We start from the raw sequence: 13,787 nt of genomic DNA on the forward strand, positions 1-13,787 counted from the left end.
GACGTTCGTCGCGTCAGATCGCCGGGCTGCCGAGCGGATAGCTCACAGCCAGATCGGGCGGCAGCAGGGGGGCCACGCGGTGCAGCGCGCCGACGAACAGCATGCCGGTGCCGCCCGCCGGCAGCGTCTCGTCGATTCGATGCGCGATGAACCGGTCGCGTCGCTGCAGCATGTCGGACGCGAGCCGGTTCTCGACGTCGGTTCGCTGCCCGTCCGCGGAAGCGGCGTTGAGCAGCCGCCATGCGAGCTCGTATTCCTCCACCAGCAATTCCGGCGCTTCGGTGCCGACGATCGTCGCGCCTTCGCGACTCAGCGTCTGCAGCAAGCGATGATTGCGGCTGCCGGCCTTCGCGAGGTCGTCGACGATCTCGAGCTCGTGGCCGCATACCGGCAAGCCGTCCTGATAGATGTGCAGGGATTTCAGATCGAGGCCGAGCCGAGGAATGGCCGCTTCGATGCCGTCCCACATGTGCTCGATATCGAGTGCGCGGCGTCGCCACGCGTTCGCGCCGAGTGTGGTTTGCGCGGCGTCGGCGAGAAGCGGTGCGGCTTGCCCCATGTCGATGCCGGTATGGAGAATCGGGATATAAATCAATGTGCGGCTGCTGTCGGACATGGCCGCTCCCCTTTGCGATTTTCCGTTTCTTTGCATGGCGTCCAACCCATGCTGCAATTGTCATCATAGGAAATAAGCCGGCCGTCTGCGGCAGCATTTGCGCGGCGCGTGGGTCTCGCTTCGAGGGCGGTATGGATAGCATTCCATGGAACGCTTTCCATACCGCGACGCCGCTTCCATATGCCGGATATGCGCGTTTGCGCAAACGGCGCTTCAATCGATTTCGATATTGATCGAAATACAAAAATGAAAAATCGCGATGCCGGCGCATTGTCTCGAACGGCGGATTTGGCGGCGATTTTTCCTGCATCGCGATTCCAGGCTGTCGGCCATTGGCGCCGCGCGCCCGGCGAAGGCTCGCGCGACGACATTCGCGCGCGAAGCGGCACGCTCCGGCATGGGGGTTGCTTTGAGGGCGTAGCCTGCTCCTGCAGCGCAAAGGTCTTTTCCTATCAACGCATCGCAAGGAGGCCATCATGGCCAAAGTGCAGAAATCGACTGACTCGTCGAGCCTGGCCGAAGTTGTCGATCGCATTCTCGACAAGGGCATCGTCATCGACGTGTGGGCGAAGGTGTCGCTCGTCGGCATCGAGCTGCTTTCGATCGAAGCCCGCGTCGTCATTGCATCGGTCGAAACCTATCTCAAGTATGCCGAAGCAATCGGTCTGACCGCGACTGCCGCAGCGCCAGCAGCGTGACCGACGTTGCCGCCGCATGGCGGGCAACTTGGTTTCCGGCCGCGGTAAAGCGGTCGGCCTCGAAAGGAACAGCCATGAACAGCTTGACGCAAGACATGGCCCGCCTGCATCAGGAAGTCACGGCGGGCCACAGGGAGCGGCAGAGACTGCTGCAGAAGCTGGCGGATTCGCGCGAGGACCTGCGAACGGAAGTCGCCCAACTGCTGCGGCAACTGCATCTGGCCAATGCCGGCATGTTCAGCCAAGCGCGCGACGCCCGAACTGCATTCGTGACGGACCTGGTCGAGCGCGTGCGTGATCTCCGACGCTCGTTCGACGCCGATCTGAGGGGAGCCCACCGCGCCTGGCGAGGCTAGGGCCGTTTGCGACCGGGCGCGGCGGCCCGCCGATACGATGCGCTTGGCCGACCGCTGCGCCTGCCGATGCTTTCCGATAACTGGAGGGAATCATGACCGATCTCGCCCCACCGCCGGAACTGGTTGCAGCGGCGCGCGGCGCGAATGGCGATGGCGGCACTCGAGACAGGGTGCGATTGGAAGCGAGTGCCGAGTTCGTGCAGACGCCCGCCGTTCGCAATCTCACCGAACGTGCGCTGACGTATCTCGGCGCGGGCTACGGAGTGCATCTCGCGGGGCCGTCGGGCACCGGCAAGACCACGCTCGCGTTCCACATCGCCGCTCAGCTCGGTCGGCAAGTCGTGCTGATGCACGGCGACGACGAACTCGGCAGTGCCGACCTCGTTGGCCGCGGCGCCGGATACCGCCGCTCGCGGGTGGTCGACAACTTCATCCATTCGGTGGTCAAGACCGAGGAGGAAATGACCACGACCTGGATCGACAATCGCCTGACGACGGCTTGCCAGCACGGCCTCACGCTCATTTACGACGAATTCAACCGATCCCGGCCGGAAGCGAACAACGCGCTGCTGCCGGTATTGTCGGAAGGCATCCTGAACTTGCCCAATCGCATGACGGGCGCCGGTTATCTGACGGTGCATCCGGGCTTTCGCGCGATCTTCACGTCGAATCCGGAAGAGTATGTGGGCGTGCACAAGACGCAGAACGCGTTGATGGGCCGGCTGATCACGATCCAGGTGGGGCACTACGATCGCGAGACGGAGGTCGAGATCGTCCGGGCCCGCTCCGAAATCGCGCGCGCGGACGCGGAGCGCATCGTCGATCTCACCCGCCGGCTGCGCGACGCCGACGAGAGCGGCCACCATCCCAGCCTCCGGGCGGCCATCGCGCTCGCACGTGCGCTCGCGTATTGCGGCGGCGAGGCGACGCGCGAGAACGCCGGCTACCTATGGGCCTGCAGGGACATCCTCGGGGTGGACCTGGAGCCCGTCCCGCAGGCCACCCGTCAAGCAGGCCGGCGCACGAAAGCGCGGAGATGAATCATGCCGATTCCGAGAAAAGGGGTGCACGACATTCGTGCTCGACATACGCCCGGCATGACGCCGATGCCGGTGCACAGCATGTACATGAGGATTTCGTGCATCGAAATGGAGAAAAGCCGGCGGAACATCGAGCGGCAAGCCGCGCTGCGGCGCATCGCCGCCGTCGATGGCCGGATCGCCGATCTGGACCGGGAAAAGGCCAGGCTGCATGCGGCGATCGAAAACGAAGCGCCTCAGACGGGCGACATCCGCGGATCGTTCCAGATCCGATATTGAGAGGGACATCATGCATATCAACTGCATTTCCTGCGGGCACCAGATCGAGGTCGACGACGATTCGTACGCCCGATACCACGGCGCGCTGCGTTGCTGGGTTTGCCATTCGCTGCTGATGGTGGACATCGTCGAAGGCTGCGTCGAGTCCGTCCGTCTCCAGGAAGCCTCCGTGATCGTGCCTCACGGCGCGCAGCCCGCCATGCGCAAGCCGGCCTCGCGCGAGGTGCAGCATGACCAGCCATAGCGGCGCCCGCTATCTGTACGGCGTCCAGCATGCGCGGGACGTGCCGCCGAGCCTTCCGCCCGGGATCGGCGGAACGGCCGTCCATGCACTGACCGACGGCGACGTCGCGGTGATCGTCAGCGATACGGGGCTCGCGAAGGTCCGTCCCGAGCGGCGCCACTTGCTCGCTCATCACACGGTGATCCAGAGCCTCGCGGCCGCCGGCACCGTGCTGCCGGTGGCGTTCGGCACGATCGCGACGAGCGAAGTCGCGCTGCGCAGGATGCTCAAGAAGCACCGGACGGCGCTCGCCGGCGAACTCGCGCGGCTCGTGGGCCACGTGGAAATGAGCGTGCGCCTGAACTGGGACGTGCCGGATCTCTTTCGCCATCTGATCGACGTTCGCCCCGATCTGAAGGCCGCGCGCGACGCCATGCTGGCGCTCGGCGGCGCGGCCACGCGCGACGACAAGATCGAGTTGGGCAGCCGCTTCGAGCGCGTGCTGAACGAAGAGCGGGCGCGCCATGCGGCAAGCGTGGACGAGGCGCTCGACGCGTGCTGCAAGGAGATCCGGCGCGATCCGCTGCGGCACGAGACGGAAATCCTGCGCTTGACCTGCCTCGTGCGAAACGCCGAGCTCGGCCGGTTCGAGTCGGGCGTGGCCGCCGCGTCGCGCGTTCTCGACGATTCGCTGACGCTGAAATACAGCGGACCGTGCCCGCCTCACCATTTCGTCAATCTCAACATGAGTCTGTGAAGGGTGCCATGTTCATTCTCGATAACCTGCTCGCCGCGCCGATCAAGGGCATGTTCTGGATTTTCGAGGAGATCGCGCAGGCCGCCGAGGACGAGACGATCGCCGACATCGAGACGACCAAGGCGGCGCTCGTCGAGCTCTATCGCGAACTCGAATCCGGCCAGATCGACGAGGCCGAATTCGAGTCGCGCGAGCGGGCGTTGCTCGATCGCCTGGACAGCCTGGAAACGCCGTGACATCGCCTTGCTCGCCGCCGTTTCATGCCGTGCGCAGCGCGGACGGCGAACCCGTGCCGGCCGAGCTCGCGCAGCGGCTGTCGCTGTGCGAGTCGCTGGACCGGATTCTCAACAAGGGCGCGGTGATTTCCGCGCAGGTGGTCGTGTCGGTAGCCGACGTCGATCTGCTCTATTTGCATCTGCGCCTCCTTCTGACTTCGGTGGAAACCGCGTTGGCCGGCCGCGCGATGTCACGCGAAGAGGAGTGCCGATGAATGCGCCGCACGCGGCGGCGGTATCGAACGCCGCCGCACTCGCCGCCGCGCTGGAACAAGCGCTGGCGCAGCAACAGGCGCCGCCGCCACGCGCGACGCAACGCGTCGACGTCGCGGCCGCTTCCGCGGGCAACGGCCTCGCGAAGCTCGTTCTGGCGCTGATGAAGCTCTTGCACGAACTGCTCGAACGGCAGGCGTTGCGGCGAATCGAGGCCGGCAGCCTGAACGATGACGAAATCGAGCGGTTGGGGCTCGCGCTGATGCGGCAGGCCGAGGAGATCGAGCGGCTCGCCGGGCAGTTCGGCTTCACCGATGCCGATCTGAATCTCGATCTCGGCCCGCTCGGCCGTCTTTTTTGAGAGCCATCCAATGAGCCAGCCACGCACCGCTTCGCCGCCGCACAGCGTTTCCAGTACGACCGTGGCCGATCTGCTCGAGCGCGTGCTCGACAAGGGCGTCGTCATTACCGGAGACATCCGCATCAATCTGGTCGACGTCGAGCTTCTGACGATCCGCATCCGGCTGCTGGTCTGCTCCGTCGATAAGGCGAGGGAACTCGGCGTCGACTGGTGGAACGCCGATTCGTTCTTTCTGGGGCCGGACAGAGCGCGATCCGCGCTGCCGGGCCGGACCGCCGCCGTCGACGTCGCGGCGGGGGCCGCCGCGCACGCCGACGCAGGGCGTCGGTGACGCGTGCGCCGCGCGGCGCACGCGACATCGGAGCGGATCGAAGGGCGGGCGTGAGCGCGCCGGATTTTTCCGGCGCCGCGAGCGGACGGCGTTCGTCCGTGCGCGGCGAAGCGCTCTTCGCGCTCTTCGCGCCGCAACGCTGACGCGCCGGATGGTCGGTGGCCGGCATCGCTGCCGCGCCCGGCCGGTCGCATCGCCGGATCATGGCGCGCCGCGCGCGTCGGCCACGCGCCATGCGTCTTTCCAACGGCGCTTTCTTCGACGCCGGCCCGGTTTCGCCCGCCGCGCGCCACGTCGCACGGGCTCGCGCCGGCGCTGTCCGCTTCCCCGAAATCCTTGCTACGCCACCGCCGATATCGATATCGAAATTGCTTGGTTAGCCTTTGCGAGTCGAAACGCTAAGGTGACGGACATGGCAGCGGGATGACGTCGCGACGAGCGCGCGCCGGGCGACACGGGCGCGCGTCCGAACGCGACGAACACGCCGCTGCCCTTGTTCCGCAGAACGAACGGGCGCGCCGAAGGCGGCGAGCCGTCATGCCGGCGGCGCCGGCCGCGCGCGACCGTTCGCCTCCGACGATCTCGCCATGACCGACAGCATTATCGACACCGCGCCGCACGACGCGCGCGCGAAGCCACTGATCGACGCGCTGATCGACGAATACGCGGCGCGCTACCGCGCGTATCGGCCCGACAGCCTCGCGTCCGCGGAAGCGGAGCTCGCGCGCTATCCGGCCGAGCTGTTCGCGCCGCCCGAAGGCGCGTTCATCCTGCTGATCCGCGACGGCGAGACGATCGGCGGCGGCGCCTTCAAGCGCTACGACGCGCAGACGGCGGAGCTCAAGCGGATCTGGACGCGCGCCGATCTGCGGCGCCAGGGGCTCGCGCGGCGCGTGGTTCGCGAACTCGAGCTGCGCGCGGCGCGGCAAGGCTATCGGCGCGTCTATCTGACGACGGGCTTCCGGCAGCCGGAGGCATGGGCGCTGTATCTCGACGCCGGGTACGCGGCGCTGTTCGATCGCGACGTCGACCCCGAGATCTACGTGCATCTGCCGTTCGGCAAGGATCTGATCGAGCCGCGCCGCGCCGACACGCTCGGCGACCTGCGCGCGCCCGTGCCGGCCGCGCCGGTCGAATGACGCGATGCGAGGCCCGCGGCTCACACCGGCATGTCGCATCGAAAACGACACCACATTCGCCACCAACAGGAATCGCCGATGACATTGCAATACACGAAGCCATTCGTCCGATCCGCCGCGCGCGCGGTGGCCGCCGCCGTGCTGATCGGCGCGAGCGCGGCGGCGTTCGCCGTCACGTTCGATTTGAGCCCCGGGCAGCCGGGCCGCGTGCGCGGCGCGCGCGACGAGACCGTGATCCGCGCGCTGCCCGCAGCGTTCAAGTTCGCCGAGCCCGACGCGCTGACCATCGGCATCGCGCCGAGCCAGCCGCCCATCAGTTCGTACGCGACCGATGCGCGCACCGTCGTCGGCTTCGACGCCGATCTCGCGCAACTGCTCGCCGACAGCCTCGGCCGCAAGCTGAAGATCGTCGCGCTCGCGTGGGCCGACTGGCCGCTCGCGCTCGAATCGGGCCGCGTCGACGCGGTGCTGTCGAACGTGACCGTGACCGAGGAGCGCAAGGCGAAGTTCGATTTCTCGACGTATCGCAAGGATCAGGTCGGCTTCTACGTGAAGTCCGACAGCAAGATCGCGTCGATCAAGGAGCCGAAGGACGTCGCGGGCCTGCGCGTGATCACCGACGCCGGCACCAACCAGGAAAAGATCCTGCTCGAATGGGATCGCGAGAACGTCGCGCACGGGCTCAAGCCCGTCACGGTCCAGTATTACGACGATCACGCGGTGAAGAACGTCGCGCTGCAGGCGGGCCGCGCGGACGCGATCTTCAGCGTGAACTCGGTGCTCGCGTACCAGGCCGCGCAGCAGCACCGGACGAAGCTCGTCGGCGCCGTGAGCGGCGGCTGGCCGCGCACGGCGGACATCGCGGTCACGACGCGCAGGGGCAGCGGCCTCGCCGAGCCGTTCACGATCGCGATCAACGATTTCATCAGGAACGGCGCGTACCGCCGCGTGCTCGACCGCTGGAGTCTCGGTTCCGAGGCGATCGACGCGTCTCGGACGAATCCGCCGGGCTTGCCGAAGACGTGATGCGCGATGCCTGCGCGACGGCCGTTCGCGAAGCTCGACGAACACGCGCGACGCCAGCGACACGCGCGACGCCGGCGCGACGCGAACAGAACGGCCTCCGCCACGCGAAGCCGCTTCATCGTGTCGCGCCGTGGCGTTGATTGACGAAGTCGCGCGGTGAAGCCGTCCGGCAAGGCGGTTCGGCGCAGCCGCCCATGCGAAATCCGGCGCAGCCGTCCATGCGAAACCGTTCGGCGAAGCCGTCCGATCGCGCGGGCGCGCCGGGCCGCAGAGCCGGACGCTTGCATCGCGTCACCGCATCGTCCGTTTTCCCGATTCATTTTCCATAGCCAGCATTCGCACCCGCCATGTCTTATTCGTTATCGCTGCTGGACAAGAGCCCGATCGCCGAAGGCGCGACGGCGGCCGACGCGCTGCGTTTCACGGTCGCGCTCGCGCAGCGCGCCGAGGCGCTCGGCTATCGGCGCATCTGGATCGCCGAGCACCACGGCGCGCCGGGGCTCGCGAGCTCCGCGCCCGAGATCGTCGTGTCGCACGTGCTCGCGCACACGTCGCGCATTCGCGTCGGCTCCGGCGGCGTGATGCTTCAGCACTACAGCCCGTTCAAGGTTGCCGAGACGTTCAAGCTGCTCGCGTCGCTCGCGCCGGGGCGCGTCGATCTCGGCGTCGGCAAGGCGCCGGGCGGCCTGCCGCTGACGACGCGCGCGCTGCAGTCGCTGCACGACAAGCCGCGCAAGCCCGCGTTCGCCGATCAGCTCGCCGAGCTCGACGCGTTCCTGCGCTGGGGCGTCGCCGAGGATCATCCGCTGGCCGGCGCGGTCGCGCTGCCGGTGCCGCCCGTGGCGCCCGAGCGCGTGCTGCTCGGCGGCTCGCCCGAGAGCGCCGCGCTCGCCGCGCGGCTCGGCTGGCAGTTCTGCTACGCCGGGCACTTCAACGGCGACGAGGCCAACGTCGAGCGTTCGCTCGACGCGTACCGCAGCGCGAGCGGGCGCGCGCCGCTCCTCGCGCTGTACGCGGTCGCGGCGCCGACGAAGGGCGAGGCGGAGCGGCTCATCGGCGCGCTGCGGCTCTTCAAGCTGAAGCTCGCGGGCGGCCAGAGCGTCAATCTCGGCAGCGCGCAGGCGGCGGCCGAGTTCGCGCGCCAGAGCGGCGCGACCGATTACCGGATCGACGAGCTGCGTCCGCACGTGATCGCGGGCGCGCCGCACGACGTGCACCGCGAGCTCGACGCACTCGCGCGCCGCTACGGCGTCGGCGAGTTCGTCGTCGATTCGCCGGTCACGCACTATCCGGCGCGGCTCGCGTCCGTCGAGCTGCTCGCGCGCGACCGCCAGTCCGCGCGGACCTGAGCATTCGAGCGGCGCGCCGCGGCTGCGCGCCTTTGTGCGATTCCAACGACACCGATCCTCGCCATGACCCAGTCCTCGATTCCCTTCGGCATCATGCTGCAAGGCGCCGGCAGCCACATGAACGCGTGGCGGCATCCGAGCAATCCGCCCGACGCGAGCGTCAATCTCGATTTCATGCTGCGCGTCGCGCGCAAGGCGGAGGCGAACGGCATCGCGTTCGCGTTCGTGGCCGACGGCCTCTACATCAACGAGAAGTCGATCCCGCATTTCCTGAACCGCTTCGAGCCGATCTCGCTCTTGTCCGCGCTCGCGGCCGCGACGTCGAAGATCGGCCTCGCGGGCACCGTGTCGACGTCGTACAGCGAGCCGTTTACGGTCGCGCGGCAGTTCGCGTCGCTCGATCTGCTGAGCGGCGGCCGCGCCGGCTGGAACGTCGTGACGACGCCGCTCGAAGGCACCGCGAAGAACTACGGCACGAAGCATCCGGAGCACGAGCTGCGCTACGAGATCGCCGACGAATACCTGAGCGTCGCGCAGGGCCTGTGGGACAGCTGGGACGACGACGCGTTCGTGCGCGACCGCGCGAGCGGCCGCTTCTTCGACCGGGACAAGCTGCACGCGCTCGATCACGCGGGCCGGTTCTTCCAGGTCGCCGGGCCGCTGAACATCCAGCGCTCGCCGCAGGGGCAGCCGGTGATCTTTCAGGCGGGCTCGTCGGACGCGGGGATCGCGCTCGCGGGCAAGTACGCGGACGCGGTGTTCACGCATTCGCCGTCGCTCGACGAGACGCGCGCGTTCACGCAGCGCGTGAAGGACAGCGCGCTCGCGCACGGCCGCCGCGCCGGCGACGTGAAGATCTTCCCCGGCATCGGGCCGATCGTCGGGCGCACGGCGGCCGAAGCGGAGGACAAGTACCGCGCGATCCGCGATCTGCTGACGATCGACGACGCGCTCGCGTACCTCGGCCGCTACTTCGACCATCACGATTTCACGCAGTACCCGCTCGACGCGCCGTTCCCGGCGCTCGGCGACATCGGCCGCAACAGCTTTCGCTCGACGACCGATCGCATCAAGGCCGACGCGCGCGCGAAGGGGCTCACGCTGCGCGAGACGGCGCTTGCCGTCGCGACGCCGCGTCCGCAGTTCATCGGCGCGGCGCAAGACGTCGCCGACGCGCTGATCCGCTGGATCGACGCGGGCGCGGCCGACGGCTTCATCCTCGGCTTCGCGGTGCAGGCGCAGGGGCTCGACGATTTCGTCGAGCTCGTGATTCCGGCGCTCGAGGCGCGCGGCCGCTACCGGCGCACGCTCGCCGGCAGCACGCTGCGCGATCACCTTGGCCTGCCGCGCAAGGAAAGCCGCCGCGCGGCGGCGGAAGTCGCATGACGGCGGCTGTGCGGCGCGCCGCCGCGAGCCGCGCGCGTTTCTCGCCGCGTGCGCGCGGCGCCGCGCCGGGCATCCGCGCGGCACGCCATCGATTCAGCAAGGAACCACGACCATGAGCGACATCACTCACGCCGTCGGCGGCGCGCTGCCGACGCCAGGCATCCCTGCGGCGCGCGGCGCCGCGCCGCGTTTCCGGATCGTGCCGGCCCGCTATCGCGCGCGCACGGCGGGCACCGTGCTCGCCGTCGTGCTGATCGCGCTCGTGCTGAATTCGGTGCTCGGCAATCCGCAATGGGGCTGGCCGGTTTTCGCCGAATGGTTCCTGTCCGAGCCGGTGCTGTCGGGGCTTGCGCGCACGCTGCTGCTGACCGCCCTCGGCGCGCTGTTCGGCTTCGCGTTCGGCGTGCCGCTCGCGCTCGCACGCGTGTCGCGCTCGCCGCTTCTTGCCGCGTGCGCGTGGGCGTTCATCTGGCTGTTCCGCTCGATTCCGCTCATCGTGCTGCTGCTGATCCTCAACAATCTCGGCTATCTGTACGACCACGTGCGGTTCGGCGTGCCGTTCACCGGAATCACGTTCGCGGACGTCGCGACGACCGACCTGATCAGCCCGTTTTGCGCGGCGGTGCTCGGCCTGACGCTCAATCACGCGGCGTTCGCGGCCGAGGGGATTCGCGGCGGCATCCTGTCGGTCGATCAGGGCCAGCTCGAGGCGGCCGCCGCGCTCGGCCTGCCGCGCGCGCGGCAGGCGACGCGCATCGTGCTGCCGCAGGCGATGCGCGCGTTCCTGCCCGTCGCGTTCAACGATCTGATCTCGCTCGCGAAGGGCACGTCGATGGTGTACGTGCTCGCGATGCCGGAACTTTTCTACACGGTGCAGGTGATCTATCGGCGCAACCTCGACGTGATTCCGCTGCTGATGGTCGCGACGGTCTGGTATCTGATCATCCTGACCGTGTTGTCGATCGTGCAGGTGCAGGTCGAGCGTCGCTATGCGCGCGGCGCCGTGCGCAATCCGGGGCGCTCGCCGCTGGCGGCGTTCGTCGCGAAGCTGGCGGATGCGCGGTGGCGGTGGCGGTGGCGCGGGCGCGCGGCGGACGCGGCGGCGGCGGCAGCGGCAACGGACGGTGTGGACAGCGCGGACAGCGCGGACGGCGCGGACGGCGCGGGCGCGGCGAGAGGCGCGAGATCGGCGAAATGGGCGAAATGGGCGAGGCGCGGCGCGGAGAACGGCGCGCACTCGGCCGGCGACGCGTCGGCTTTCGGCGCGGGATTCGCGCACGGCGAAAAGGCGTCGGCCGGATCGGCGGGCGGGGCGAGGGCGGCGGCGCTCGGCGCGTCGGGCGTTTCGGAAGTTTCCGCTACGTTCGGCGGGGGGGAATCGTCCGAGTCCGCTGCTTGGCCGGCTACGAAAGCGCCGAATGCTTCAAATGTTCCGGACGCCCCGGACGCCCCGGACGCGTTGACGCTTGCCGCGCCGAACGCCTGGGCTTTGCCCGCCGCATCGCCTGCACGCGCCGAGGCAAGCTCGCCGGCCGCCGCGCGCGCATGGGCGAGCGGGCGGCGCGGCGGCGAGGTCGCCGTCCATCGAGTATCGAAGAGCTTCGGCCAGCACAAGGTGCTCGACGACGTGTCGTTCGTCGCGCCGGCGGGCAGCGTCACCGTGATCCTCGGCCAGTCCGGTTCCGGCAAATCGACGCTGCTGCGCACGATCAACCACCTGGAGCGCGTCGACGGCGGCTTCATCGACATCGACGGCGAGCTGATCGGCTATCGCCGCGACGGCGACACGCTGTACGAGCTGAAGGAGAAGGACGTGCTGCGCCGGCGCGTCGACGTCGGCATGGTGTTTCAGAACTTCAATCTGTTCCCGCACCTCACCGTGCTCGAGAACGTCGTCGAGGCGCCCGTCGCGTCGGGGCGCGCGACGCGCGCCGAAGCCGAGCGCGTCGCGCGCGAGCTGCTCGCGCGCGTCGGCCTCGCGGCGAAGGCCGACGCGTATCCGCGCCGGCTGTCGGGCGGCCAGCAGCAGCGCGTCGCGATCGCGCGGGCGCTCGCGCTGCGGCCGAAGGTGCTGCTGTTCGACGAGCCGACGTCCGCGCTCGATCCGGAGCTCGTCAACGAAGTGCTCGACGTGATCAAGGAGCTCGCGCGCTCGGGGACGACGCTCGTCATCGTCACGCACGAGATCGGCTTCGCGCGCGAGGTCGCGGACACGGTCCTGTTCATGGAGCGCGGCCGGATCATCGAAGCGGGGCCGCCCGCGCAGGTACTCGGCGCGCCGGCGCATCCGCGCACGCGCGCGTTCCTGTCGAAGGTGCTGTGATGACGGCGCGGCGGCGGGCGGGCGCGGGGCTCGGCAGCGACGGCGATTGCGCAGGCCGTCGTCGTGCCGGCGTTGCGCGAAGCGACGCCGGTGCTCCACGCCGCGTGACGCGGCGCGGCGATGCGGATCGCGGCGGCGATGGCGTTGCGGGCGGCGTTGAAGGCAGCGTTGCGGGCGGCGGCCGGCCGACCGGGCTCGCGGCGCGGTCTGCGGCGGCCGAGAATGCGGGGCCGCGTCGCGCCGAGGTCGGCGGCCGCGGCCGCGGCGACGTCGCCAAGCGCGGCCGCATCGCGTGGCCGAGCGCGCGCGCGTCGTGCCGCGCTGAGCCGAACGCATCGCAGGCGCGGGCGCGATGATCGACCGACGCACGTTCATCGGCGGCGCGGCGACGCTCGCGGCCGCCTTCGCCGCGGCGCCGTTCGGCGCGCGCGCGGCCGGCATCGCGGTCGATCTCGATCCGCGCCAGGCGGGCCGCGTGCGCACGGCGCGCGATCCGGCGGCGGCCGACGCGGCGCGACGCTACCGCTGGGTCGCCGACGGCGCGTTCACCGTCGCGATCGCGCCGCACGCGCCGCCCGTCGCGACATTTGCGACCGACGCGCGCACGGTCGTCGGCGCGGACCCGGACTACGCGCAACTGATCGCCGACGCGCTCGGCCGGCGGCTCGCGCTTTTGCCCGTCGCGTGGGCCGACTGGCCGCTCGGGCTGAGCGCCGGCAAGTACGATGCGGTGATTTCGAACGTCGGCGTCACCGAGAAGCGCAAGGAGAAGTTCGATTTCACGACCTACCGGCTCGGCCTGCACGGCTTCTATGTGAGGGCCGCGAGCCCGATCGCGCGGATCGCCGAGCCGAAGGACGTCGCGGGATTGCGGATCATCACCGGATCGGGGACGAGCCAGGAGCGCATCCTGCTCGAATGGAACCGGCGCAACGTCGCGCGGGGGCTCCGGCCGGCCGACGTGCTGTACTTCGACGACGACGGCGCGTCGCGCGTCGCGCTGCTGTCCGGGCGTGCGGACGCCGAGCTGAATCCGAACGCGACGCTCGCGTACCAGGCGGCGCGCGACGGCAAGATCCGCTGCGTCGGCAACGTGAACGCGGGCTGGCCGGTCAAGGCGGACGTCGCGATCGCGACGCGCAAGGGCAGCGGCCTCGCCGACGCGCTCACGCTCGCGACCAACGATCTGATCCGCAGCGGCAAGTACCGGCAGGCGCTCGCGCGATGGGGGCTGCTGTCGGAGGCGGTCGACGAGTCGGAAACGAATCCGCCGGGGTTGCCGTCGTTTTGAGCGCGCGCGGCGCGTGCGGCGCTGGCCTCGTGGGTTCGCCCGTTGCATAATCGTGACCCTCTTCGTCGCTCGAGCGCCGCCATGCCCCGCTTCTCCCGATCAACGATTCGCCCGGCAGCCCGGC

The 13,787-nt window shown here is 69.4% G+C and carries 18 protein-coding genes; 16 read left to right on the plus strand and 2 right to left on the minus strand.

All coding sequences use genetic code 11. The features are described 5' to 3' along the window. Positions 1-13: 13 nt before the first annotated feature. Entirely contained in the window at positions 14-616 is a 603-nt protein-coding gene (locus WS78_RS21460; RefSeq protein ID WP_038743605.1) for a hypothetical protein, read from the minus strand. Positions 617-829: 213 nt separating this feature from the next. Further along, positions 830-1,015, minus strand: coding sequence for a hypothetical protein (locus WS78_RS36130; RefSeq protein WP_145986863.1), 186 nt, complete (start codon positions 1,013-1,015; stop codon positions 830-832). A 77-nt stretch (positions 1,016-1,092) separates the two neighbouring features. On the opposite strand from WS78_RS36130, the gene gvpA reads away from it, so the two are divergent. The 16 genes from gvpA to WS78_RS21550 all read left to right on the plus strand — a co-directional run bounded on the left by gvpA (position 1,093) and on the right by WS78_RS21550 (position 13,663). Beyond that, complete coding sequence (gene gvpA, locus WS78_RS21465; protein WP_010109838.1) at positions 1,093-1,314, plus strand: gas vesicle structural protein GvpA; 222 nt, start codon at positions 1,093-1,095, stop codon at positions 1,312-1,314. Between the two features lie 74 nt (positions 1,315-1,388). Beyond that, the gene (locus tag WS78_RS21470; RefSeq protein ID WP_038743608.1) at positions 1,389-1,670 is read left to right on the plus strand and encodes a hypothetical protein; all 282 of its coding nucleotides are present in this window, start codon (positions 1,389-1,391) and stop codon (positions 1,668-1,670) included. Between the two features lie 92 nt (positions 1,671-1,762). After that, entirely contained in the window at positions 1,763-2,710 is a 948-nt protein-coding gene (gvpN, locus tag WS78_RS21475) for a gas vesicle protein GvpN (protein WP_226377277.1), read from the plus strand. 3 nt (positions 2,711-2,713) lie between these two features. Continuing rightward, positions 2,714-2,989 (plus strand): hypothetical protein, encoded by a 276-nt coding sequence (locus WS78_RS21480; RefSeq protein ID WP_038743613.1) that lies wholly within the window; start codon positions 2,714-2,716, stop codon positions 2,987-2,989. Positions 2,990-2,999: 10 nt separating this feature from the next. Further along, a complete protein-coding gene (locus tag WS78_RS21485; RefSeq protein ID WP_038743616.1) occupies positions 3,000-3,233 on the plus strand; it encodes a hypothetical protein in 234 nt (77 codons plus the stop codon). After that, positions 3,220-3,969 (plus strand): GvpL/GvpF family gas vesicle protein, encoded by a 750-nt coding sequence (locus tag WS78_RS21490; protein WP_059576212.1) that lies wholly within the window; start codon positions 3,220-3,222, stop codon positions 3,967-3,969. The genes WS78_RS21485 and WS78_RS21490 overlap by 14 nt, the downstream gene beginning before the upstream one ends. Positions 3,970-3,977: 8 nt before the next feature. Next, positions 3,978-4,205 (plus strand): gas vesicle protein GvpG, encoded by a 228-nt coding sequence (locus WS78_RS21495; RefSeq protein ID WP_038743621.1) that lies wholly within the window; start codon positions 3,978-3,980, stop codon positions 4,203-4,205. Continuing rightward, positions 4,202-4,459: a gas vesicle protein gene (locus WS78_RS21500; protein ID WP_226377278.1), complete on the plus strand. Its 258-nt coding sequence runs from the start codon at positions 4,202-4,204 to the stop codon at positions 4,457-4,459. The genes WS78_RS21495 and WS78_RS21500 overlap by 4 nt, the downstream gene beginning before the upstream one ends. Next, the gene (locus WS78_RS21505) at positions 4,456-4,818 is read left to right on the plus strand and encodes a gas vesicle protein K (protein ID WP_038743874.1); all 363 of its coding nucleotides are present in this window, start codon (positions 4,456-4,458) and stop codon (positions 4,816-4,818) included. Before WS78_RS21500 ends, WS78_RS21505 begins: the two co-directional genes overlap by 4 nt. A 10-nt stretch (positions 4,819-4,828) precedes the next feature. Next, positions 4,829-5,149 carry a gas vesicle protein gene (locus WS78_RS21510; protein WP_038743625.1) on the plus strand — a complete coding sequence of 107 codons (321 nt, stop codon included), beginning with the start codon at positions 4,829-4,831 and terminating at the stop codon, positions 5,147-5,149. 587 nt (positions 5,150-5,736) lie between these two features. Next, entirely contained in the window at positions 5,737-6,288 is a 552-nt protein-coding gene (locus WS78_RS21520; protein WP_038743627.1) for a GNAT family N-acetyltransferase, read from the plus strand. 78 nt (positions 6,289-6,366) lie between these two features. Next, positions 6,367-7,314 (plus strand): ABC transporter substrate-binding protein, encoded by a 948-nt coding sequence (locus WS78_RS21525; protein ID WP_052144977.1) that lies wholly within the window; start codon positions 6,367-6,369, stop codon positions 7,312-7,314. 347 nt (positions 7,315-7,661) lie between these two features. After that, on the plus strand, positions 7,662-8,663 hold the full coding sequence (locus tag WS78_RS21530; protein WP_059576206.1) for an LLM class flavin-dependent oxidoreductase: 1,002 nt from the start codon (positions 7,662-7,664) through the stop codon (positions 8,661-8,663). 63 nt (positions 8,664-8,726) lie between these two features. Next, positions 8,727-10,049, plus strand: a complete 1,323-nt coding sequence (locus tag WS78_RS21535; RefSeq protein ID WP_059576203.1) for an LLM class flavin-dependent oxidoreductase — start codon at positions 8,727-8,729, stop codon at positions 10,047-10,049. Between the two features lie 112 nt (positions 10,050-10,161). Continuing rightward, positions 10,162-12,372 (plus strand): amino acid ABC transporter permease/ATP-binding protein, encoded by a 2,211-nt coding sequence (locus WS78_RS37720; RefSeq protein WP_082717720.1) that lies wholly within the window; start codon positions 10,162-10,164, stop codon positions 12,370-12,372. Between the two features lie 352 nt (positions 12,373-12,724). Further along, on the plus strand, positions 12,725-13,663 hold the full coding sequence (locus WS78_RS21550; RefSeq protein WP_038743882.1) for an ABC transporter substrate-binding protein: 939 nt from the start codon (positions 12,725-12,727) through the stop codon (positions 13,661-13,663). Positions 13,664-13,787 lie beyond the last annotated feature (124 nt).

The organism is Burkholderia savannae (assembly GCF_001524445.2).
Lineage (GTDB): Bacteria > Pseudomonadota > Gammaproteobacteria > Burkholderiales > Burkholderiaceae > Burkholderia > Burkholderia savannae.

Excerpts from the sequence above, each read along its gene's own strand:
- WS78_RS21460 (WP_038743605.1), bottom strand. The coding sequence starts at position 616 with ATGTCCGACAGCAGCCGCACATTGATTTATATCCCGATTCTCCATACC.
- WS78_RS36130 (WP_145986863.1), bottom strand. The coding sequence starts at position 1,015 with ATGCCGGAGCGTGCCGCTTCGCGCGCGAATGTCGTCGCGCGAGCCTTC.
- gvpA (WP_010109838.1), top strand. The coding sequence starts at position 1,093 with ATGGCCAAAGTGCAGAAATCGACTGACTCGTCGAGCCTGGCCGAAGTT.
- WS78_RS21470 (WP_038743608.1), top strand. The coding sequence starts at position 1,389 with ATGAACAGCTTGACGCAAGACATGGCCCGCCTGCATCAGGAAGTCACG.
- gvpN (WP_226377277.1), top strand. The coding sequence starts at position 1,763 with ATGACCGATCTCGCCCCACCGCCGGAACTGGTTGCAGCGGCGCGCGGC.
- WS78_RS21480 (WP_038743613.1), top strand. The coding sequence starts at position 2,714 with ATGCCGATTCCGAGAAAAGGGGTGCACGACATTCGTGCTCGACATACG.
- WS78_RS21485 (WP_038743616.1), top strand. The coding sequence starts at position 3,000 with ATGCATATCAACTGCATTTCCTGCGGGCACCAGATCGAGGTCGACGAC.
- WS78_RS21490 (WP_059576212.1), top strand. The coding sequence starts at position 3,220 with ATGACCAGCCATAGCGGCGCCCGCTATCTGTACGGCGTCCAGCATGCG.
- WS78_RS21495 (WP_038743621.1), top strand. The coding sequence starts at position 3,978 with ATGTTCATTCTCGATAACCTGCTCGCCGCGCCGATCAAGGGCATGTTC.
- WS78_RS21505 (WP_038743874.1), top strand. The coding sequence starts at position 4,456 with ATGAATGCGCCGCACGCGGCGGCGGTATCGAACGCCGCCGCACTCGCC.
- WS78_RS21510 (WP_038743625.1), top strand. The coding sequence starts at position 4,829 with ATGAGCCAGCCACGCACCGCTTCGCCGCCGCACAGCGTTTCCAGTACG.
- WS78_RS21520 (WP_038743627.1), top strand. The coding sequence starts at position 5,737 with ATGACCGACAGCATTATCGACACCGCGCCGCACGACGCGCGCGCGAAG.
- WS78_RS21525 (WP_052144977.1), top strand. The coding sequence starts at position 6,367 with ATGACATTGCAATACACGAAGCCATTCGTCCGATCCGCCGCGCGCGCG.
- WS78_RS21530 (WP_059576206.1), top strand. The coding sequence starts at position 7,662 with ATGTCTTATTCGTTATCGCTGCTGGACAAGAGCCCGATCGCCGAAGGC.
- WS78_RS21535 (WP_059576203.1), top strand. The coding sequence starts at position 8,727 with ATGACCCAGTCCTCGATTCCCTTCGGCATCATGCTGCAAGGCGCCGGC.
- WS78_RS37720 (WP_082717720.1), top strand. The coding sequence starts at position 10,162 with ATGAGCGACATCACTCACGCCGTCGGCGGCGCGCTGCCGACGCCAGGC.
- WS78_RS21550 (WP_038743882.1), top strand. The coding sequence starts at position 12,725 with ATGATCGACCGACGCACGTTCATCGGCGGCGCGGCGACGCTCGCGGCC.